The 19792-nt window shown below is 37.7% G+C and carries 20 protein-coding genes; 4 read left to right on the forward strand and 16 right to left on the reverse strand.

Going from position 1 to position 19792, the window contains the following annotated elements:
• Positions 1-234 precede the first annotated feature (234 nt).
• The 3 genes from A6B43_RS00095 to A6B43_RS00105 all read left to right on the forward strand — a co-directional run bounded on the left by A6B43_RS00095 (position 235) and on the right by A6B43_RS00105 (position 2671).
• Positions 235-1494, forward strand: coding sequence for an AAA family ATPase (locus A6B43_RS00095; RefSeq protein ID WP_124211020.1), 1260 nt, complete (start codon positions 235-237; stop codon positions 1492-1494).
• Positions 1494-2162, forward strand: a complete 669-nt coding sequence (locus tag A6B43_RS00100) for an RloB family protein (RefSeq protein ID WP_124210639.1) — start codon at positions 1494-1496, stop codon at positions 2160-2162. The genes A6B43_RS00095 and A6B43_RS00100 overlap by 1 nt, the downstream gene beginning before the upstream one ends.
• Before the next feature lie 215 nt (positions 2163-2377).
• Positions 2378-2671, forward strand: coding sequence for a hypothetical protein (locus A6B43_RS00105; RefSeq protein ID WP_124210640.1), 294 nt, complete (start codon positions 2378-2380; stop codon positions 2669-2671).
• Here A6B43_RS00105 and A6B43_RS00110 read toward each other — a convergent pair.
• The 7 genes from A6B43_RS00110 to A6B43_RS00140 all read right to left on the reverse strand — a co-directional run bounded on the left by A6B43_RS00110 (position 2668) and on the right by A6B43_RS00140 (position 6990).
• On the reverse strand, positions 2668-3663 hold the full coding sequence (locus A6B43_RS00110; RefSeq protein WP_124210641.1) for a tyrosine-type recombinase/integrase: 996 nt from the start codon (positions 3661-3663) through the stop codon (positions 2668-2670). The two genes, A6B43_RS00105 and A6B43_RS00110, sit on opposite strands and share 4 nt — an antisense overlap.
• A 359-nt stretch (positions 3664-4022) precedes the next feature.
• Positions 4023-4358, reverse strand: coding sequence for a hypothetical protein (locus tag A6B43_RS00115; protein ID WP_124210577.1), 336 nt, complete (start codon positions 4356-4358; stop codon positions 4023-4025).
• Positions 4359-4682 carry a hypothetical protein gene (locus A6B43_RS00120; RefSeq protein ID WP_124210578.1) on the reverse strand — a complete coding sequence of 108 codons (324 nt, stop codon included), beginning with the start codon at positions 4680-4682 and terminating at the stop codon, positions 4359-4361.
• Between the two features lie 9 nt (positions 4683-4691).
• Positions 4692-5594: a hypothetical protein gene (locus A6B43_RS00125; protein ID WP_124210579.1), complete on the reverse strand. Its 903-nt coding sequence runs from the start codon at positions 5592-5594 to the stop codon at positions 4692-4694.
• A 47-nt stretch (positions 5595-5641) separates the two neighbouring features.
• Positions 5642-5812 (reverse strand): hypothetical protein, encoded by a 171-nt coding sequence (locus A6B43_RS00130; RefSeq protein WP_170152416.1) that lies wholly within the window; start codon positions 5810-5812, stop codon positions 5642-5644.
• A gap of 67 nt (positions 5813-5879) precedes the next feature.
• Entirely contained in the window at positions 5880-6761 is an 882-nt protein-coding gene (locus A6B43_RS00135) for a BRO-N domain-containing protein (RefSeq protein ID WP_237306904.1), read from the reverse strand.
• Positions 6762-6831: 70 nt separating this feature from the next.
• Entirely contained in the window at positions 6832-6990 is a 159-nt protein-coding gene (locus A6B43_RS00140) for a hypothetical protein (protein WP_170152417.1), read from the reverse strand.
• Positions 6991-7098: 108 nt separating this feature from the next.
• Here A6B43_RS00140 and A6B43_RS00145 point away from each other — a divergent pair, with 108 nt between their 5' ends.
• A complete protein-coding gene (locus A6B43_RS00145; protein WP_170152418.1) occupies positions 7099-7704 on the forward strand; it encodes an XRE family transcriptional regulator in 606 nt (201 codons plus the stop codon).
• An 83-nt stretch (positions 7705-7787) separates the two neighbouring features.
• Here A6B43_RS00145 and A6B43_RS00150 read toward each other — a convergent pair whose 3' ends face one another.
• The 9 genes from A6B43_RS00150 to A6B43_RS00190 form a co-directional block, all read right to left on the reverse strand.
• Positions 7788-8450, reverse strand: coding sequence for a hypothetical protein (locus A6B43_RS00150; protein WP_124210581.1), 663 nt, complete (start codon positions 8448-8450; stop codon positions 7788-7790).
• A 104-nt stretch (positions 8451-8554) separates the two neighbouring features.
• The gene (locus tag A6B43_RS00155; protein ID WP_124210582.1) at positions 8555-8983 is read right to left on the reverse strand and encodes a hypothetical protein; all 429 of its coding nucleotides are present in this window, start codon (positions 8981-8983) and stop codon (positions 8555-8557) included.
• Positions 8983-9501, reverse strand: coding sequence for a hypothetical protein (locus tag A6B43_RS00160; protein WP_124210583.1), 519 nt, complete (start codon positions 9499-9501; stop codon positions 8983-8985). Before A6B43_RS00160 ends, A6B43_RS00155 begins: the two co-directional genes overlap by 1 nt.
• Before the next feature lie 81 nt (positions 9502-9582).
• Positions 9583-13611, reverse strand: coding sequence for a MuF-C-terminal domain-containing protein (locus tag A6B43_RS00165; RefSeq protein WP_124210584.1), 4029 nt, complete (start codon positions 13609-13611; stop codon positions 9583-9585).
• Positions 13612-13758: 147 nt separating this feature from the next.
• Positions 13759-16950: a putative barnase/colicin E5 family endoribonuclease gene (locus A6B43_RS00170; RefSeq protein ID WP_124210585.1), complete on the reverse strand. Its 3192-nt coding sequence runs from the start codon at positions 16948-16950 to the stop codon at positions 13759-13761.
• Between the two features lie 78 nt (positions 16951-17028).
• A complete protein-coding gene (locus tag A6B43_RS00175) occupies positions 17029-18111 on the reverse strand; it encodes a hypothetical protein (protein ID WP_124210586.1) in 1083 nt (360 codons plus the stop codon).
• Positions 18112-18119: 8 nt separating this feature from the next.
• Positions 18120-18926 (reverse strand): glycoside hydrolase family 24 protein, encoded by an 807-nt coding sequence (locus A6B43_RS00180; protein WP_170152419.1) that lies wholly within the window; start codon positions 18924-18926, stop codon positions 18120-18122.
• A 108-nt stretch (positions 18927-19034) separates the two neighbouring features.
• Positions 19035-19412, reverse strand: coding sequence for a hypothetical protein (locus A6B43_RS00185; protein WP_124210588.1), 378 nt, complete (start codon positions 19410-19412; stop codon positions 19035-19037).
• 42 nt (positions 19413-19454) lie between these two features.
• Positions 19455-19790 carry a hypothetical protein gene (locus tag A6B43_RS00190; RefSeq protein ID WP_124210589.1) on the reverse strand — a complete coding sequence of 112 codons (336 nt, stop codon included), beginning with the start codon at positions 19788-19790 and terminating at the stop codon, positions 19455-19457.
• Positions 19791-19792: the final 2 nt, after the last annotated feature.

Below are 19792 nucleotides of genomic sequence, written 5' to 3' on the forward strand. Positions count from 1 at the left end.
TAGAGAAGTACTTGACTAGGTGCGCAAATTAAATGAGTTCCGTCAGCATGTCCAGATTACAGGGACGGAAGTTAGTCGTAGAGAAGTATATTAGCAATGAATACAAAAATAGTAAACAAACATTGCTATTTTACTTATTTCCAAAGAGAAAATGATTGATACCCTTGAAGAAATCTATCTTTAATGTTATTTTTGGAAATAATTTCCAAAAATAACATTAAAAAAGGACTTGCTATGCTTATTGACTTTAGTACGAAAAATTTCCGTTCATTTAATGAATTGCAAACCTTTAGTTTAATTAAAAGTAAAAGTAGTGAGCTACCTAGTAATACTTTTAGCATTAGTGATAACTCGAACTTTAGTTTACTAAAAACTGCAGCCATCTATGGTGCTAATGCTAGTGGAAAATCTAATTTTCTAAAGGCATTATTGACGATGAAACTTATGGTCACAGCAAATTATCAGCGTGGAGATAAACTTCCTGTTGTTCCGTTTAAGTTGAATAATTGTACAATCAACCAACCAACAGAATTTGAAGTTACATTTATTGTTGATAACGTACGTTATCAATATGGTTTTAGTGCTTCAACAACCCAAATTTATGATGAATGGCTATTTGTATATCCTAAAAATCACGCTCAAAAATGGTTTGAGAGAAGTTGGAATAAACAAAACAAATCATACGATTGGAGATTTGGCTCATTCTTATTAGGTTCAAAGCAAATGTGGGCTCAATCAACAAGAGAAAATGCTTTATTCTTAGCAACTGCAGTGCAATTAAACAATGAACAATTAAGGCCTATTTTTGATTGGTTTAATGATACCTTGCGCTTTGCTAGCTCGGGTGGATTTGATCCTATGTTTACCGCAAATTTATGTGAAGATAATAGGAAAAATGATATTCTAAAATTTCTAAAAACTGCAGATTTTCATATTTCAGACATCAAGGTTGAAAAAACTGAATTTAATGTTTCTGAATTACCCGCCGATATGCTAGAACCATTAAAAGATTTTTTAACCCAAAGCCTTAAAGGTAAAAAAAAATTAAGGTTAGAGACTATTCATGTTGACAATAATGGAGATCTAGTTCCATTAAATTTCCATGATGAATCAGATGGTACTCAAAAATTTTTTGGTTTTGCAGGTCCAATCTTAGATGTTCTAGAAAATGGTTATGTGTTGTGTATTGATGAATTGAATGTGAATCTACATCCTAAACTTGTTCAGTTTCTAGTTGAGCTATTTCATAATCAAGAAAGCAATCCTAAAAATGCTCAATTAATTTTTACTACGCATGAAACGTCTATTTTAACTCAATATATTTTTCGTAGAGATCAAATTTGGTTTTGTGAACGCTCAAAAGAACATTCATCAGTATTATATCCATTATCAGATTTTAGCCCTAAAAAAGGGAAAGAGAATTTAGAATTAGGCTATCTTTCAGGTAAATATGGCGCATTACCCTTTATTAGTACATTTATGGGAGTAAAATAATGGGAAGTGATGATTTGCATAAAAAAAGAAAATCCCAGACGTTAAAACAAAAGCAACGAAAAATAGGAACAAAAAAACCTTATGACCGAGTTTTAATTGTATGTGAAGGTTCCAAAACAGAGCCTTTATACTTCAAGGCATTGAGAGAAGAATATCAGTTACATACTGCAAATATAGAAATTTGTAACTCGTCAGGTTCAGACCCTATAAGTATTGTAAATCATGCTAAGATACGATACAGGGAAGCTAAAAACGAAAGAAACTCTTTTGATAGAGTGTATTGTGTTTTTGATAAAGATCAACATGCCAATTACAAGCCCGCAATCAAAACCTTAGAAAGCCTAGCACCTAAAAACACATTTTTTGCTATTACATCTATTCCTTGTTTTGAATATTGGATTTTATTACATTTCTCTTATACAACAAGACCTTATGTTGCGACACATAGAAAGTCTGCAGCTGATAGTGTTATTAGTGAATTAAAAAAATATATTCCCCATTATGAGAAAAATGTTAATATTTTTGATATGATAAAAGGTTCTACATCATTTGCAATAACAAATGCCAAAAAAGCAAATGAATCAGCTCAAAGAGGTTCTACGGATAATCCTTCTACCAAAATAGTTTATCTTGTAGAAGATCTTATTAATTTATTAGAGTGTAAATAAGAGTGTTGTAGAAAGCATTGTAATGAATAGAACATAAAGCTCTTTCAATGAAATAGATACAAGAATAGCGGTGTAATACCGCTATTTTTACGAATTAGATGACTTCGACGACTTCAACCGACAATGAAACCCACCGCTTGTAGCGAAAGTTACAGGCGGTTTTTTATTTGACTATACCCTAGCCCACGCTAGGGTTTATTTTTTGGAGAGAAATTATGGAAAAAACTCAACTTTCTATTACACCCGAACTGCTCTTCCACAAAATCTGTGAAGTGCAATCAATGTTAGAAAATCCTAAAGTAGAAAAAGGATTATGGGATATTCACGATGTCGCTGACTATTGCGGATTATCTTATAATCATACTTACACAAATATTGTTTCCGACCCTAGATTTCCTGCACCCGTTGATATTCAAGGGAAAGATGGGGGAAAAGCAAAACGATTATTCGTAAGAGAAGAAGTAATCACCTTCTTTACGAAATACAAAAAGAAGAAAAATCGTGCTTAACCAAGTAAACTCGCCACTTCTTGCATATCTGGGGCATAATAAGTATTAAGTAGAATTTTAATATCCCTATGCCCACTAATTTTTGCCAAAGTCATCACATCTACTTTTTTTGCAAGGCGAGATAATGCTTCTCGGCGAGTATCATGAAAATGTAAATCTGCTTCATCAAGACCTGCCAATGCTTTCATCTTACGAAAAACCGCATCATGAGATGCCGACTTCATTTGAAAAACACTACCATCATCTACTTTCACTTTTTCAAGATGTTTCAAAATTTTTAATGCAAAGGAAGATAAAGGAACGGTTCTTGCAAATCCATTTTTGGTTTTTGGCAATAAAACAGTTGCACTTGTAAAATTCACATCTTCCCATCTCATATTACAAATTTCCCCAGCACGCATTGCTGTTTCAATAGCAAACAGAACGGAAGCACCTACTCGACTAATTAACGTTACTGGCTCAATCTCAAAATCAAATCCTGAAACGAAGATCAAACGGTCAATTTCATCTTGAGAATAACGGCGAGTTCGTGCTGGTGGCTCTTTCGGTTTATCAACAAGAGATAACGGGTTATTCTTCAAAAACTCCCATTTAATAGCTTGAGAAATAACAGCAGACAAGCTCACTCGTTCTCTCAATACACTCAAAACAGAAACTTCTGATAGACGTTGTTCTTGCCATTTCTCAAAATCTTGCTTACTTAATTCAGCAAGATAAACTGAACCTAATGGCGTCTTAGCAATCCGATTTAATCGCAATGCTTCAGGCCTTGCTCCACCTTTATGTATTGTTACTTCTTCTACATATTTATTTATCAGCTCTGCAAAGGTCATTTGAGGAACAGGGCTATATTCCCCTGCATCAATCTGCGATTCAATAGATTGAGCCCAACGACTTGCTTCAGTTTTAGTAGAAAACGTTGCTGTTTTCACAATCCCTTTCTTTCGGATATGAACTCGCCATTTTTCACCCCGTTTAGTAATCGTTGCCATTCTTTTTATCTCCTTTAATGGTGCACTTTGTGGTGCAATTTTGGTGCACTCAAAGTATAAACTAGAATAAAAAAGAATAAAATAGAATAGATTAACAACAAACAACTATATAGAAAAACAATGGTTATAAAACCATATATATTAGGAAATCCCTTGTCTCACAAGGCTTTAGACAAATAAAAAACGCTAACCTTTCGATTAGCGTTTATTTTAATGGTGCTCTGGGCGAGCAACTTAATACATTGTAAATCAATGCTTTATCACTTATATGGTGCAAATTTGGTATCAAGTATTTTTAAACTCTTATTTCATCGACCAGCTTTTACTTAGAAGAATCATACTGAATTTTTAACAATAAATCAATGCTCGCAACATTTACAGCACTCACTGTTTTCGTTGCTCGGGCAACCTAAATCGTTAAAAGCTGATTGAGTAAATTCCCACTTTACACAACTTCCCATCGGGAATGCTTTGGCTGATGAACCATCTTTCCCACGCTCAATTTTGACTTCATTACCAAAAGCATAGGCTTTAACTATTTCTGCTCCTGTTCCGTCATTGATTACCAAGTAAGTGTGATCTTCCCCCAACTTTTCGGCAAGCTCTCTCGCATTTGTGATAGGCAAGATACCATCTGTTGCATTTAGTTTTCCACTTAAACTAGTTGAATAACCATTTAACCATTTGTATTTCATTTAACACCCCAAACATTCATTAGAAGTAAAGTAACCATTTTCATTGTTCCCCATATTGCACGCACAACCTATATGAATGGGTACACAAAAAGGTTTACAGCCATCAATACGAATAATGCCTTGATACCGTCCTTCTCTTGCCCTATACAATGCGTTATCCCACATAAACGTAACGGTATTTGCGTCCATTTCAAAAGCGGGATAAATAATCGTATCTCCCCCGCCTACTCGAGTGATTTCAATTGTTGCCTCTTTTGTATTACTACAATTTTCAATTTGAAATGTTGTTTTTGCGACCTTGCGATCAATTTGAATTGGTCTCATTTTGCCTCCTTAAGCACTTCCCCAAAATCCTGCTGATGACATTCCTGATACGCCCGCATTTAATGCCCCAAATGTAGCTCCATTCATATTTCCTAATGCACCTCCAATAGCACTTAAACTCGATACGGAATTACTCCACCCTTCATAAGGATTGATACTTCCTGCTGCTGCAGCTGCTTGCTGTGCTGTTCTAATTGCATTACTGCTTCCAGTTAATGCACCTTGAATTAATGAAGCCCACTTAAAGGACTCTTCACGATATTGTGATTCACGTTGATGTTTACGTTCTTCTTCAAAACGAATAGCTGAATTAGTAGCTAGCACTGCTGCTTTTGCTTCTGCAATTTGCAACTGGCGTAATGCCGTGCGAGTTGCCCCAACACAATGAATATTACTTTCACGGCGTACTTTATCTCTTGCTCGAGCAAATTCACTGCGTGCATTGACAATAGCTCGATTTTTTGCCGTTTCATAATCTACGACATACTGCCTTGAACTCAAATCTGCCAACATGCTTGCTTCAACTGGTTTTCCATTCTGCTCCCAATGATCAAATAATTTATCGGCTTTATCTCGTTGGTTATGCCATATTTCATCAAAACGACGTTGTGCTTGTTTAGCAATATCGTGCTGTTTATCGGCAATGTAAAATGAAGCAGCCTGTTGAATTAGTGCGATTATCATATTCATACGAGCATTTTCTTTCACCGCATTAAAGTATTTACACGCATAATCGGACATGGCCAATGCTCTTGCTTTTGCAGAAGCATCTGTTAATTTTTCCTTAGACGCTGGAAGTTTCTCAATCTCCTCTTTTATTTTGTTACAATCAACTTCACCTGCTGTTGCATACAGAATAGCAGCACCTGCTGCGACTGTTCCTGCCGCTGCAATTAGTCCTTCATCTGCCATAATTAAATCTCCTCATTCAAATAATGTAAGTACAAGTAATGAGCTTTCTAAATATATTCTCCAAACTGGTTGATCAACTCTTTAACAAAGTCATCTTGCTGTTTAGTAGAATAAGGATTGTAAAGCGATTTATACTTTTGATAGAGGGCTTGTTTATTACTCTCTTTATCTGATTTATCTCGTAGTTCTTCAATTTCTTTTTCATAGGGGTTTGCCATAATTCTCCTTATTTTAGGTATAAAAAAACCGCCTGTAACTTTCGCTACAAGCGGTGGGTTAATCTATTTAATTTGCAATTCGTTTTGGTTCTTCAAGTAAGCTCAACATTCCTTTGACGAACATAATTCGTTCGCTTTTGGCTTGAATGTATTTGCGAGCTTTTGCCAAAGCTTGGTGAGTAGGTTCGTTCAAGTTGTAGATATGATAACCTCCTAGCTCTTTGTCAATTTCTCGTCCGATATGTGGAGCGTTATTCCGTATCTTTTCACCCATATCGTAAGCTCCATTAAGAGAATGAAAGAGATTAACGATAATATGCAATGCTTCTTCTTCTTTTATCGTGCAATTATTTAGTTGTTTAGGTTCATCAATAATCAACTCACCTTCTAAACAAAGTTTATGAACATACTCTACTGCCATTGGCAACTGCTCTGATGTAAGTTCTTCGATTGATTGCACATTAAAACGCTGATGTACTAAATGATAGGCTTCAGAATAAATTAGCCCTTTTTTACTTACAAGCATATTTACGGCATCTCGTAACCCCGTTCTTTCATCTACTGTGGTTTTATTTTCATATTTGCCTGTTTTGCGAATTGTTGGTAAAACTTCTGCTGTTACCCATTTTCTAAAACTGTGTGGGATAGAACCTTTTTTAACTGCATCACGGCAACGTAAGATCAAAGTGTACATTCCACTTTCGGAAACTATGCTCATTTCTTGCTGTCCGCCATGGGTGTAAATTAAACTTACTCCCTTCTCATCATCATCTAAGGCTAGTAAGGACATTCTTGAGTTACTTAAACCAAGAGCATCACAGAGATCCCTAGCGACAAACCAAGGCTCCCTATTGATAACTAAAGTACGAATTTCACTTTTATCAAATTTGAAAGTTGAAAATTCAGCCTGAATTTGAGTTTTTTGAGTTTGTATAGTATGATTATTCATAGAAATTTCCTTTCTAAGGTTGGATTTTTCATTCTAAGCCTCAACAGTTGCCGCTGGTGAGGCTTTTCCATTATTGAGTATTAGCTTGGTCCTTTTGCATGCTCTCTTCCAATAAATACTGTAATTCTTTTGTAAAACTGCGGTAGTTTTCTTTTCCCTTCGCTTTAACCCATTCAACCAATTCTATTGGTAATTGAGCAGAAACGTGTTTTCTTTCTTGGATATTCATAATTTTGTCCTCTTTATAAAATTGTGATAATATCAGCTTATAAAACTTGTTCATCTAATGAACAAGAGTGATATTATACAAGTTAAAAGTTTATTACAAGTGATTTTTATGAAAAAAGAAGAAACTTTACCATTTAAAATTCTATTTAAGCAAAAGCGGACTGAATTAGGTTATACACAGAAAGACGTTGCCGAGAGAACGAATACTAGCCCTACGCTCATTTCTAAATATGAAAAAGGACTTGCAAAGCCACGTATTGAGACAGCAAAGCGAATCGCTGAACTGCTTAAAATTGACCTAACCACACTCATTGAGTCTTTAACACAAGAAGAGGTTTACCTAACTAAAATTCCATTCTACCTAACAGAATTCGATGAAGATGAATTTTTATATATCCCAAATACTCTATTACCAAATAATGTCAGCCCTTCTAATTTCCTTGCTTATAAATATCAAGGTAATTCAATGGAGCCTATACTACAACATGGAGATACGCTTATTGTAAACACAACGTATGACATGAATGATAACTGTTTTAATAAAGATATTTTTTTAGTTATGACCGATGATAATGTCTATACTAGACATATCGCTGTAGGAGATAAAAATAACTTTATTATCTATGCATCCAATAATATGTATCAATCATTTGAAATATCTCATCAACGCATTGAGATTATTGGAAAAGTAATTTGGCGTAGTGGCTTCATTTAAAATGCCATCAACAACACAAGCAAAACAATGTGCGACTGAATATATTGAAATAAAGCCCCTAAATATAGGGACTTAAAATTTATCTATTTACCTCTCATAATTTTATTACAGCTCTGTATTATGTAAATGTTAGTTGCATTGGGTTTCATTGCCCGCAGCTCTCTCTGACATTGATTATAAGGATCTGAATATCTATAATACCAAATAGCTATAATTACACCAATAATAACGATAAGAACACTAATCACTATTGGGTTTATTAATATTTCAGAGCATTTCATTGCTTTAATCCTATCATATAAATTAGTAAGATTTACCTTGTTATTTTTTGCATACCACGTTGGTTTTAGAACTTTATAACTCAAAAAAATATTCTCTGTTCCAGTCCAGAGATACCAAAATAATAGTAAAAAAACAAAACCCACAATGCTAGAAAAATCTTTTATTTCTTTATATGAATGGAAATAATTTAATGAGAAATACTTCATTTTATATACTATAATTTGAGGAAGAAATTGTATTATTGCAGCACTCAGAAAGAATATAGATAAAAAATTAATCCAAAATGCTATTTTGTTTTTTATAACAGTTAAATAAATAATAAAGAAAATAAGTGCTAAAAATAAATGAAATTTTATATCACCTCTTCCACCTTCATAAATAACATACATCAACCCCAAAAAATTTATAGGAAGTAAAAAATATGCCCAAATCCTATAAAACCAACGATAGAATACAGGTTTCACTTATTATCTCCCCAATGATCCAACCCTCATACCAAACTGCTTTTATTCTATCCAAAATTTAGACAAAAGAAAACCGCCTAATGTTATGGGCGGTTGGTGTGGTCTTAAACTCTATCTCGCATTGGATTAGTTTGTATATCTACATCAGGAAATGGAATATGCTTTGGTGAATAAGCCAAAATATAGATCTCATCATCACTTAATTTTTGATAATGAATAACCGCAGATGAAGTTAAGCCTTTAATATTCCACTCTAAATGGCAAGTATATATAGCGTGGTTATTAGCTCTATATGGCCCAGAATGGTAATGCCAACAGTGATGAATTTTATACCACGCTGCATCAGGAATTTCATTACCCTTATTATCTTGCCAAGAGGTTTTATTTTTACCTTTCAACGGTAAGTCTTTCTCCACGCATTCAATAAAATCAAGCAACATCTCAATTTGAGGGTCATCAAAATAGGGCAGATCCCTAAAATATTCCTCATCTAACTCACCTGATTGAAATTGCGGAGAAAGTATAACTTTCATTATACTCTCCTGTTTGCTAAGAGTTGCTTACGTTTTTCCTCACGAGAAAATCTCCCATCAAAAACTAGACCTGTATCTGGATTACCTGTGTACAATCTGCCATTTAAAACATCTTCGGCTCGTTTTTGATATTCGCAGGCTTTAAATAAATAAGTAATTTTATTTAATGTAGATTCAAATGCCGCTAATATTTCTGATAGCTCGCTTTTCTCTTCCGCATACGGCTTGCTCTGAAATAATAATGTCGCCGAGTCTTTAAACATACTCATCCATTCTATATGTTGAGATCGTTTAAAAATTTCATTATAACGAGAGGCAAGTTGATACAAGGCAAATAAGGCTCTTTCTGCCATAAATACACGGCTAGTTAATTCCGTAATATCAACATCTGAGGCTAGTTCTTCCGTAGTAAGAATATGACGAATACTTTCATATTGTGCAACAGTGTTTGAGTTAATAGGTTGTGCAATAGCAACAGCAGACGCTATGGCTGAACTGACTAATCCTAATGAAGACATAATTTCCCCCTATCACAAGCCTTTATTGTTACATAATTTGAACTAAGTAGCAAACCGCACCCAAAAGTGCGGTCTGTTATTTTACAACTTCGGCGTGCCTGATTGGAGTGTGGTATCCAAGCCGTGTTCTCTTCGCCATTTATTCACAAAGGCTCGTTGGACTTTATCGGTATGTGGAACATAGACCTCTCTAATCCATTTGTCGTAGGCATCTTGTGAAAGTGTGCCTTTATTGAGTGCCTTTGTACGTTTTGCCTTAAGCGAACGTAATTCACCTGTTCTTTTTTGGGCTAATTCATAAAAACGGACTTCTTGCATTTTCTCAGGCGTAACCCAGTCTGATAATTGCCCTGTTTCTTTGAAGCGTGTATAGGCTTTATGCGTAGCTTGTGCTTCTTCCATCGCTTCATAGAATGTGGTTTGAACAGCAAATTCATTCACATTACCGACCAAAGAACGTAATAGCACTGGTCTCTGTGTTTTCCCTAACTTTTCTCGATTCGGGTTTTCAATCAGAATATTAGTGGCTTCTCTAAATGAGCCTAACGGCAACGCATAGCCATTGATTAAATGCTTAACCGACTCTGGGTACATATCGATCACGCCCCCCGTCATATCATACAACGATAAGGCAATATGTTCCCACGCATCTGCCGTGTTCGCTTTGCCCTGTTCTGCTTTGATTTTCTCGCCACGTTCAAAGGTAGTATGAATTGGACGTCCGAACGCATCTCGATTAAAACCAAGTTGTATAACAGGCAAGGCAATACTTGGGGTAAGCGTGAGTACCAATTTTGCGACGGGGTCTTTTGATGCCGAAATATCCGAAGGCGATACAGGAGCAAAGACCTTACCGAAGTTTGTTACAACATTCACACTGGCATCCGTTGCTGAAATTGAACCACGAGCTGCACGGCTCACATTCACGGCCATATTCCACGCTAATTGGGCTGAACCAAATCCAAGCGGTAATTTCCAGAATTTATGTTCACTGTTTTCATCTGCCCAAGGGATTGGAATCGGAATAAAGCCTGTAATATCACCCAGCATATCCAATTTATTACCTGCTTCATCATCACCAAACATTGAGGCAAATGCTAGAGCCAGTGCATTGTAAATCAGCATACTTGCCGTAACTTGCCTTGCAAAACGCAGTTTACCGCTCGGGGTATTCAAACTCTTTAATAAGACAGAAGCTCCCATCATTTTTGGTTGTAAGAACATAAAAAATCCTTTCAGACTTTTCGTTGCTGTCCCTGTTTTTCTGAAGTTTGACAAATCTAAGGTTAAACTCGCCGCTTGTTCAGGATCGACATTATTATCCACTAATGCTTTAAAGGTCGCTAAAGAAGAAACATAATCAAACGTGCCATTGTATGCCTCAACATAACCTGCCAACTGTTCAACAAAAACACCTTTGGCTGTGCCTTTTCTGCGAACCTGCTGGATAAAATCTTCTTCCGTTTTAGCAATCATTTGGGTGAAGGAGGATAAGCCACCATATTGCACTAATTGTGCCATTGCTCGTTCAGCCTCATTGTCTGAATTGATATCCAGCGATTGACCTCGTGCAAATTTATTGGTGGCTTTCCAAATCCCTTTATTAGGGTTTAACGCATTAAACCACACCGCCCGTCCAATTTTGTTTTTGGCTGCTTGCGATAATGCTTTACCGTTTTTATCATAGATTTTTTGATCTCGAATTAAATCGGACTTATCCCACGTATCCCTAAACATATTTTTCGGGGCAAAATCGTAGGTCAGTTGCGTTACCCCTCGGGCCATCATTCTCGTTGGTTTTGAAACCCAAGTCGTCCAACGATTAGCCACTTCTACGTTGTCCTCTTTAAGATTCTTCACAACATTATCCGGTAGATGAATTTCATAATACTCACCTAAATCTTTGTGAATAAGCACATTATCATTAGGACGTGTTAATCCCATCAGCTTTTGAACAGATATACCTAACTCAGCACTCGCCTGTTCTTTCGCTGACTTTTCTGCCATTCCTTTTTCGGTGAGTTCGTCCACTCTCGCATTATAGCTATCAAATAACGATTGCTTAAACGGTTGCCAGCCATAAAACGTCGTTGTTTTACCGACCGCTTTCCATACGGCATCAAACGCATCTTCTGCTTCTGACGCGGTTCGTCCTTTTAACGCTTTGTCTCGAGAAATGTTGAGTGAACGAGAACCCACGCCCCCGATAAAGCCCGTGTCCTCACTCATATTTGGATCGCCCGTTAAAGGAACATAATATTGGTCAGCCATATATTCCTTAATTTGTTCGGGCGTGTAACGTCCACTTTTTGAGTCAAGCAGTAGCATATATTTTTGCATCGCATAGAGATTAGCTAACACTTTTTCCATATCAGCTTTCGCAATATGTTTTTCCAATCCTGCCATATATGCCTGTGCTTCTGGAATAGACCAGCCGCCTGCTGTCCCTACTTTAAACGGTACATCTTCCGCCCCTTTGCCAAATTGAGTGCTATTCACATCTTCCTGACGATAGCGGTACTGCCTTTCTGCTGCACGATACGCACGAGCCGCCTTATCAATTGCAGATTGCTTACCACTTTGTTGTGCCTCTTCCAGTGCTAATTGAGCGTCATCAACGGCTTTTTTATCCGTCTCTAATAACCGTTGGTTTCGGATCACCGAATAACGTAATGATGCCCAAAACCCGACAATACGCTTGGTACTTAACGGGTCTTTCTGATATTTTTTCGCTAATTCACTCAACTCTTTTTGTAAAGGTTGCATAAATTTAGCTTCCAGTTCAGAACGGGCCACATCTCTCAAGTTCTTCGCACGATACATTCTTCCCTTGATAAGCGCTTTACCGTTCTCTTCCAAGGCTGGCAAGTTGTCTATCCAATCAGAAATAGGCCGCAATGAGTCTGCAAAGATTTCATCTAATTTCGCCGTTGCCTTACCCCATCTTTCCGTCAATCGAGTAACATCTCGAGAAATTAAATCTTGGAATAAACTCGTGTGATCATCTTTCGCTTTCCCCGTTGCCGCTAAATCTTCAACGGATTGACGAGAATAGCGGATTTCGTTGGCTGAATTTTGAGTAATATTTCTACTCCTGTCATTGAAATCTTTGATGCGTTGTACTAGACTATCAACATCGGCATTTTGTGGGGAAGTCAGTTTATCATCTTGATTAGCTGTGGCTTCCAAGTTACCCAAAATGCCGTTTTCATTTTCAACTTCAATAGTTTCAACTGAATAAATCTTATTACCTTGATCAAAATTCATCGCCTTAATCGTAAGCTTCGCTAATTTAACTTCTCCATCAATATTTAATGGTGCAAACATTCTATGTACACCTGCAATATTTGGATCATTATTTTTATGTGGTTCAACCCAACCTTGTACCGCATTTTCAAAAAGCTGATCGATATTCGCCACTGCCATTAAGTGATCGTGTACGTTAGTTGATTTTCCTGTTGCTTTACCACTTAATAATTTATCTAAAGAACGTTTAGACAGAGTTGCAATCATTCCTGTTTTTTGATTTACCAAGGGCTCACCTAATAATTCAGAAACAATATTTCTTACCTCATCAAAACTATTTGCTGTACGTCTTGGTATAGCTTCAGCAAAAGTATGCTCTCCACGCTGATTTACATTAGCTGAGTTATCAGATTGGTATTGACGTAAGTCGGCTTCTGTTTTAATATCACTACCAGTGGACTGTTTTAGTGATGCATATGCGGGCAATTGAAGCCCAAAGGTATTCGCAAAATCAGTCCCTTTTTTATCATTCCAATAAAGCAAATCATCATTCAATCCTTTTTGAATTTGAGATTTACTGCGTCCATAAACACTCGCAATATTGACTAACTCTAATCCATTTTTATCTTGTTTTAGGTGTAGTGCTGCAATAATTGGCTTATTCCAACCATTCTCTTGCTCTACTAATTCAGTTAAAACAATATAACTTTTATCGTGAGTTATAGACTTCATCACGGCAACAGGATCGTTGATTTGGCTAGGTAATTGCTTCAATGTTTCTGCCGTTACATTATGTTTATCCTGCATTACTTTTTTAAAGGTTGAACCGTGAATAGTTACATTCACATCTGGCAACCCCAGCATTTTTAATACATCAGGCGTTGTACCTACATTAACATAACCAGCAACATTTCCGCCCTGATTAACTGTATCAATTGCCTGAGCAAACTCAGAATTTGGATCTTCGTTTAGACTATAACGGGTATCTTCACTTGTGTTTTCATTTATTGACTACTGGTTAGCGGTCTGATTCACTGATTTCTTGCCAAGTGCATTAACGCCTTCTTTGATACCTCGCAAGGTGTCAAAAACTTCACGGGTCGTCATTGTTTGAGTGAAATCTTTACCCACAATCGCTCCCATAATACGGCGGAAGTAATTTGCGAGTTTAATCAGCCAATCACCAACACTCTTATGCCAATATCGATGAACACTTGTGTTATAGCGCTTGCCTAATTCGTCCCATCTCCCCGTTTCATACGCCGCATACAGTTCTGCCATTGCTTCTTCTACGGCAACTTCTTCATCATACCCGAATTTATCTCTAATCTTACGGGCAATGACTTTAACCACAACGTGCTCACTTGCTCCCTTTAAGATATTATGGAAAGAATAGCCTAGTTTGACACGCATACCTGCGTGTGCCAACTCGTGCCACGCTACCCAAGCAAGCCGTTCTTCACGGGTCATATTCTCTGTTGCAGTAATATTATCGCTGTATAAATACAGCTTCTGTGTTCCTACATCAAACCAACCTTCAACATTTTTGCTCGCTAAACTTTCAACCGACTCACCTTTAGGCGGTTTAACGGTATTGCGATCAACCACTTCGATATGGCTCGCTGTTTCTTCCCCTAAAATCCGTGATAGGGCTTGTTGGTCTTGGATAATTTGGCTTTTGTTATTGACGGCGTTCTGAGAATCGGTTAAATTTGGCCCGTTCTCTGCAACCACGCCCCTGCCTCTTTGTGAGTGAGCGTGCGTATCGTTCAGTTGGCTAATATTTATCGGTCGCCCGAGTTCAACGGCGGTGTTATTCGACAAGCCATTATTATTAGCGAGCTGTTCTGAACCAGAAGCCGAGAATGAAGCTCCTCTATCGACACGGGTGAGTGTAGGGTCGATAGTAGTAGGATTAGACTTGTCTTTCCCCTTTCTGATCGCACCTTCATTCACATACTTCGCACTATTATCAAATGCAGTTAAAACCCAAGCATTGTTACCTTTATTCCGTACAAGTGTTGCCCGATAAACTCTTCCATTTTTTGGTGATAGGTAATCTAATTCTAGTTTAGATTGTGGGTTTTCATTAACTACCGTCCCTTTTGCGATTGTTTCCACAATATCATTAGTTAGCATCTCGACTACTTCAGGTTCACTCATATTATTCTTACGCATACGAGCTTCAATAATATGTGAAATACCTTTACCAACAGGCTCACCTCTTTTATTGCGTGGTTTTGTTAATCCATCATCACCCCAGACAAAGTCCACCCAGCCGAACTCGTTATTGTACATTCCACGCTTAACATCAGCTTTGTCTAAAATCGCTTTTACCATTGCTTCTCGACCACGAGCAATATTTGCTTCAACGGATTTCATCGGTGAACGTGAATAAAGCGCTTGTTGCTGTTCATCTTCTTGCTGACGGCGATAATGTTCTGCCGCTAGCGTATGATGATCTGGGAAACGTTGTGCAATATCGTGATATCTATTCGATACGTCTGTATCGGACAATTGCCCCTGTTGATAACCGTCTAATAGTTGATTGACTTCATTGCTGTATTGCGAAAAACGTTCTTCATCAATGCTATTTTGTGTCGTAGGCTCAGTCTGAAACTCTTGTTCAGATTGGTTTTCTTGTTGCACCGTGTTTGGTTGGACTGTGTCTAAAAATTCAGAAACTGAATTTAAATAGGCTTGAGCCAGTTTTCCGTACTCTCCGCCTTCTGCAACACGTTTTTCCAATAGCCCATCTGCAATATCTTGTTTCAGCTCATCAAAATAGTCATTGCGTAAGGTTTCATCTTCAACACTGGATAAGACTTTTTCTAATGCTTGCTCCTGTACGGTGTTTGTTGTTTGGTTGGGTTGATTAGCTTGTTCCGATGTCTTCGTAGAAGAAATAACTTCATCTATTGTGTCATCTGAGGCTTCGGATTGCTTTGCCTGTTGCTGAGAGGTCCGGTAAGCGGAATCCGCCGCCGCAACACCACCTCCTGCCACACCGAACAGCAAACCACCTGCGGCAGCCTCACCCAAACCATCAGTTAAAGAATGGGTTGGATCAATGTCATGAATGGCTTTATTACCCATAAACTGTTGAAAAACTTCATCAGCTGGCTCAGTAACTGCCTCAGAAACAAACTTACCAGCCGTTGAACCCAACATTCCTTTGCCAACTTGTCCAATGCGACCTAATCCACCCACACCACTCAAAACTGCACTGCTTACTCCCGTTGCCAAAACTTCTCCGCCGTGTTCAATGAATGAGCTAGCCAATTCAGTTCTAGCGTGAGCAGGAGATAACCCTTTGGCTAATAACGCCTGATATTGTGGATTTTGGGATAATTGTTCTTCTGGCATTGCCATAATATGGTCGTAAATATTATTACGAGTTTCACCTGCACCTTGTACCCCACCTACTAGAAATGGTAAAGCCAAACTCGCACCACCAGTAATAGGCGCAGCAGCAACGCCCGCCCCTGTTGCCACCACTGTTGGTAAAGCACTTTCTGCAAATTGCCCTACGGTTTCTAATGGGTTTTCTGCTGCATTTGCAAAAAACTGAGTAAAACCAGATTCGCCATTAGCTTTTGCTTCCGCCATTTTTCGTGCCGCAATAAATTGACGTAACTTCGATTCATCACTACGCCAATCTTCTACCGCTTCTGTGGCATTATGCAACCATTGGCGTACCTCACCATCTGGACTAAATAATCCCGTAAATTGCTCGCCTAATTTAGTTGCAGTGGTTGGAATATAGCTTAATGCATCTCCTGTTCTAGCAAAAAATCCCGCCTCTTTGTCTGCTTTTTTAAATACATCAGCTTGCTCATCAAATGCGCTGAGTAGCATTTGTTGTTGATCTTCCGATAAGTGAGCATAATTATTTTTTAATGCCTCTTTGGCGTGTTGATACGCTTGATATTGATGCTCAATTGGTTGGTCTTTTGTGTTCTGGGCAAAAGCCTCTCCAATTGCCTGCCCCTGTTGCTGTAAATTTGTATTAAATGCTTCTAAATTTGCTTCACGTTGTTGAGCAGAAAGAGGTTTAGGTTCCGCATATCCACCACCATAGGCTTTTTGTAATTGTGCAAGCTGTTCAGGCGACCAAGTGCCTGTAAATTCATCTTTGGGTCTGACAAATTGTTGTTGAAGTTGTTTTAATACTTGCGGATCTAATTGAACGACATTTTGCATAATAGCTACCTGTTACTTAGGAAATAAAAAAACCGCACCTGATTACTCAATGTGCGGTTTCATTAATATTGATTGTTTTCACCGTTGTAAAAATATCGGATAAGCACCATTTGGAATTTTTCTTGAATTTTCTATAGCTCTTTGAAGTGCTTCACGCCTTGCTGCATTGTTTTGATCTATTTCTTCTCTCCAATCATTCCAGAATTTATTTGCACCACCATTTTCCCAATTACGAAGATTTTCCACCGTTGCAGCATATTCTTCTTCTGGTGTCGCTTTAATTGGGGTATGAGAATGTGCGATTGGTGAATATCCCCACTTATAAGGAATAGCTTGATCTGGTGGCGAGAACCCTTCAGCATAAGGTACAACTTGAGTTGGCTGAGCGTGATTTAGTTTCTCTAATTGTGGAGCCAATCCGCCTCCAATACTTAATCCCGCAGGTAAAAGAGAATGGGTAGGCGAAAAAGGGAATAACTGGTTAGTCAGTTGCTCGGCATCGCCTTTGGTTAAAAGACCTGTGGCAATGTAATTATTTAATCCATGCTGTAACATATCTTGACTAATTCTCCCCGTTCTTTTTCTTTCCCCTGTTGCGGGATCGATAACAACTTCTTCTGCACCTTGTAAAAGCTTATCTAACAAGGCTTGTTTATTACCTCTAGCTTGATTACTCGCTTGCCAAAAATTTGAAACCGCATAAGGACTTTGTGGTGTAACACCATCTGCTACCATTGCTTGGTACATTTCTGGTTCGGTTCGGGGGGAACCATCTGCATTAAATGCATATTTTTGTTTGAGCTGTATGTATTCTTGCTGACCTTGTAAACTATCTCGCCCCATATCATAGCCTGTTACCGCATGATTATTCTTTGCTATCGTCGCTTGAATTGCACTCGGGTCAGTCGCTAAGGCGTTGCCATATTGCCGTTGTAGCTCCGCAATACTGAGGTTGTTTTTCTCAATGCCTGTTTGATAACCATTATTCATATTTTGCACTCGCCAATCAGACGTTGCCAAATTTTCACGATTCGCTCGGTGCTTTTCTGACGTGTCAGCAAAGGCGTTTGAAATATCAAAGGCTTTTTTCCAACCGTCTTTATCGAAATCTGATGGTGGATTATACATTGCCATCATTTTTGTAATATCTGAAATTGCCATTGTTGCTCCTATGCGGTTTCATCATAAATACTACGGACTAAATCCCCTATGTAATCAGGTATTCCATTACTGGCTTTAGGCTCTATGCCAAATGCACTTGCCAGCTGTTGCTGGAACTGTTGGCGATAATCTACTTTTGGAGGTTGTGGCTCAACAAAATCATTTATGATATTATTCAGTTGGTTAAACCCGGCAAAATCAGTCCCATTTTCGGTTTTTGATGGTGTTGTATTTTGCATATTAACGGGGGGAGTAAAGCCATAATCAGATGGTGTTGTCGGCTGCCCCATACTCACTTCTTCACGGGGCTGACCATTGGCATTCCCCTCAACCATAACTAAACCCTGCTCTTTCCCATTTTTTAAATTATTCCAATAGTTCATTACTTCACTCAATTTTCTTTGAGATTGATGTGGGCTGTTGTTATAAGGAAGGCTAGCCCATGTTGAACTGAGTTTTTTTAGTGCTGAATTAATATCACCATTGATAATATCTTTCGCTGCCCCTCGATCAGCAATTAAAGAAACCGCCGCCAAATCTTGACTAGGACCAGAAAAATCCTTTAATCCTAATTTCTTTGCTTGTTCATTCCATGTACTGCCTAAAAATTGGTAACGCCCCGTGGCTGTTGTCGCACCATCTCCCGTTCTCCCCCAAATTTTATTTGGATGCTGAGATAAATCATCAATTCTCCCACCACCAAATGTAGTATGGTAACCATGCTTTTGAGTACCTTCAGTAAAAGCAAGCACATCTAGGAAATGTCTCATATTAGGGTGTTGCAAATACTCTTCAACCAGTTGTCTATTTGCCATATTTACTCCAATAAAAAAGCCCGTTGTTTCCAACAGGCTTAATATAATCATTTTATTTTAATAGGATAATCCTAGTTTAACTCTTCGTTTTTACTTACATTCGTACTCTTATTTAATCGCTCTACACGAAAAATCGTAAGGGTCTGTTGCATTTAAATGCTTTGCCCATTCAATGCTGTCTGTACATAACGTTCCTGCTTTTTTATTGACTTCATAGCTCATCAATCTCGGGGCAACAGTAGGATCGCCGCCACATTTAGCATTATGCTTTTCTAACACATCTACACTATAAGACTGAGCATTTTCATCACTTGCTATAAAGGATAAACACGATAAGGGTAAATAGGTAAGTTTATTTTTCACAACTGACTGCATTACTTTTTCAATCGCTTGATCAAAGGTTTTAATAGGTTTTGACATTGCCGTTGACGCAAAAAAACTAAAACAAATAACCGCTAGTACACAGCTTATTTTAAGATTTTTCATATATTAGGTCCTATAAATTGCTATATAATTATAGCATTTTCTTCAAATACTCGCTAATACTACATTCACATAATCATTAAAGGCTTTATCATTATTGGTTAAATCAATAAACCGTTGAATAAAGGGCTTCGTAACAAATAGTGGGTTATCAATGACCAATGCCATTACACAACCTTGAATTTTTTCATTCTCTCTGGCAGTGAATACTTTGAGCTTGGTATATGGCGATTGACCCGCCCAGATTTGGAAGAAATGTTGCCAATCTGTTCTCAGTTGAGCATCAAGCTCAAAATTTTCACCGACATAGGTAAATAACTCCGCCAGTAAGGTTTGCGATTGAGCAACGTTTTCAATATGTTCTGTTTGGTAATTCATCATTT

Origin of the sequence: Vespertiliibacter pulmonis (assembly GCF_013377275.1) — a bacterium.
Taxonomy (GTDB): Bacteria; Pseudomonadota; Gammaproteobacteria; order Enterobacterales; family Pasteurellaceae; genus Vespertiliibacter; species Vespertiliibacter pulmonis.

Bases quoted from the DNA above. Each gene is read 5' to 3' on its own strand.
- A6B43_RS00095 (WP_124211020.1), top strand. From the start codon at position 235: ATGCTTATTGACTTTAGTACGAAAAATTTCCGTTCATTTAATGAATTG.
- A6B43_RS00100 (WP_124210639.1), top strand. From the start codon at position 1,494: ATGGGAAGTGATGATTTGCATAAAAAAAGAAAATCCCAGACGTTAAAA.
- A6B43_RS00105 (WP_124210640.1), top strand. From the start codon at position 2,378: ATGGAAAAAACTCAACTTTCTATTACACCCGAACTGCTCTTCCACAAA.
- A6B43_RS00110 (WP_124210641.1), bottom strand. From the start codon at position 3,663: ATGGCAACGATTACTAAACGGGGTGAAAAATGGCGAGTTCATATCCGA.
- A6B43_RS00115 (WP_124210577.1), bottom strand. From the start codon at position 4,358: ATGAAATACAAATGGTTAAATGGTTATTCAACTAGTTTAAGTGGAAAA.
- A6B43_RS00120 (WP_124210578.1), bottom strand. From the start codon at position 4,682: ATGAGACCAATTCAAATTGATCGCAAGGTCGCAAAAACAACATTTCAA.
- A6B43_RS00125 (WP_124210579.1), bottom strand. From the start codon at position 5,594: ATGGCAGATGAAGGACTAATTGCAGCGGCAGGAACAGTCGCAGCAGGT.
- A6B43_RS00130 (WP_170152416.1), bottom strand. From the start codon at position 5,812: ATGGCAAACCCCTATGAAAAAGAAATTGAAGAACTACGAGATAAATCA.
- A6B43_RS00135 (WP_237306904.1), bottom strand. From the start codon at position 6,761: ATGAATAATCATACTATACAAACTCAAAAAACTCAAATTCAGGCTGAA.
- A6B43_RS00140 (WP_170152417.1), bottom strand. From the start codon at position 6,990: ATGAATATCCAAGAAAGAAAACACGTTTCTGCTCAATTACCAATAGAA.
- A6B43_RS00145 (WP_170152418.1), top strand. From the start codon at position 7,099: ATGAAAAAAGAAGAAACTTTACCATTTAAAATTCTATTTAAGCAAAAG.
- A6B43_RS00155 (WP_124210582.1), bottom strand. From the start codon at position 8,983: ATGAAAGTTATACTTTCTCCGCAATTTCAATCAGGTGAGTTAGATGAG.
- A6B43_RS00160 (WP_124210583.1), bottom strand. From the start codon at position 9,501: ATGTCTTCATTAGGATTAGTCAGTTCAGCCATAGCGTCTGCTGTTGCT.
- A6B43_RS00165 (WP_124210584.1), bottom strand. From the start codon at position 13,611: ATGCTGGGGTTGCCAGATGTGAATGTAACTATTCACGGTTCAACCTTT.
- A6B43_RS00170 (WP_124210585.1), bottom strand. From the start codon at position 16,950: ATGCAAAATGTCGTTCAATTAGATCCGCAAGTATTAAAACAACTTCAA.
- A6B43_RS00175 (WP_124210586.1), bottom strand. From the start codon at position 18,111: ATGGCAATTTCAGATATTACAAAAATGATGGCAATGTATAATCCACCA.
- A6B43_RS00180 (WP_170152419.1), bottom strand. From the start codon at position 18,926: ATGGCAAATAGACAACTGGTTGAAGAGTATTTGCAACACCCTAATATG.
- A6B43_RS00185 (WP_124210588.1), bottom strand. From the start codon at position 19,412: ATGAAAAATCTTAAAATAAGCTGTGTACTAGCGGTTATTTGTTTTAGT.
- A6B43_RS00190 (WP_124210589.1), bottom strand. From the start codon at position 19,790: ATGATGAATTACCAAACAGAACATATTGAAAACGTTGCTCAATCGCAA.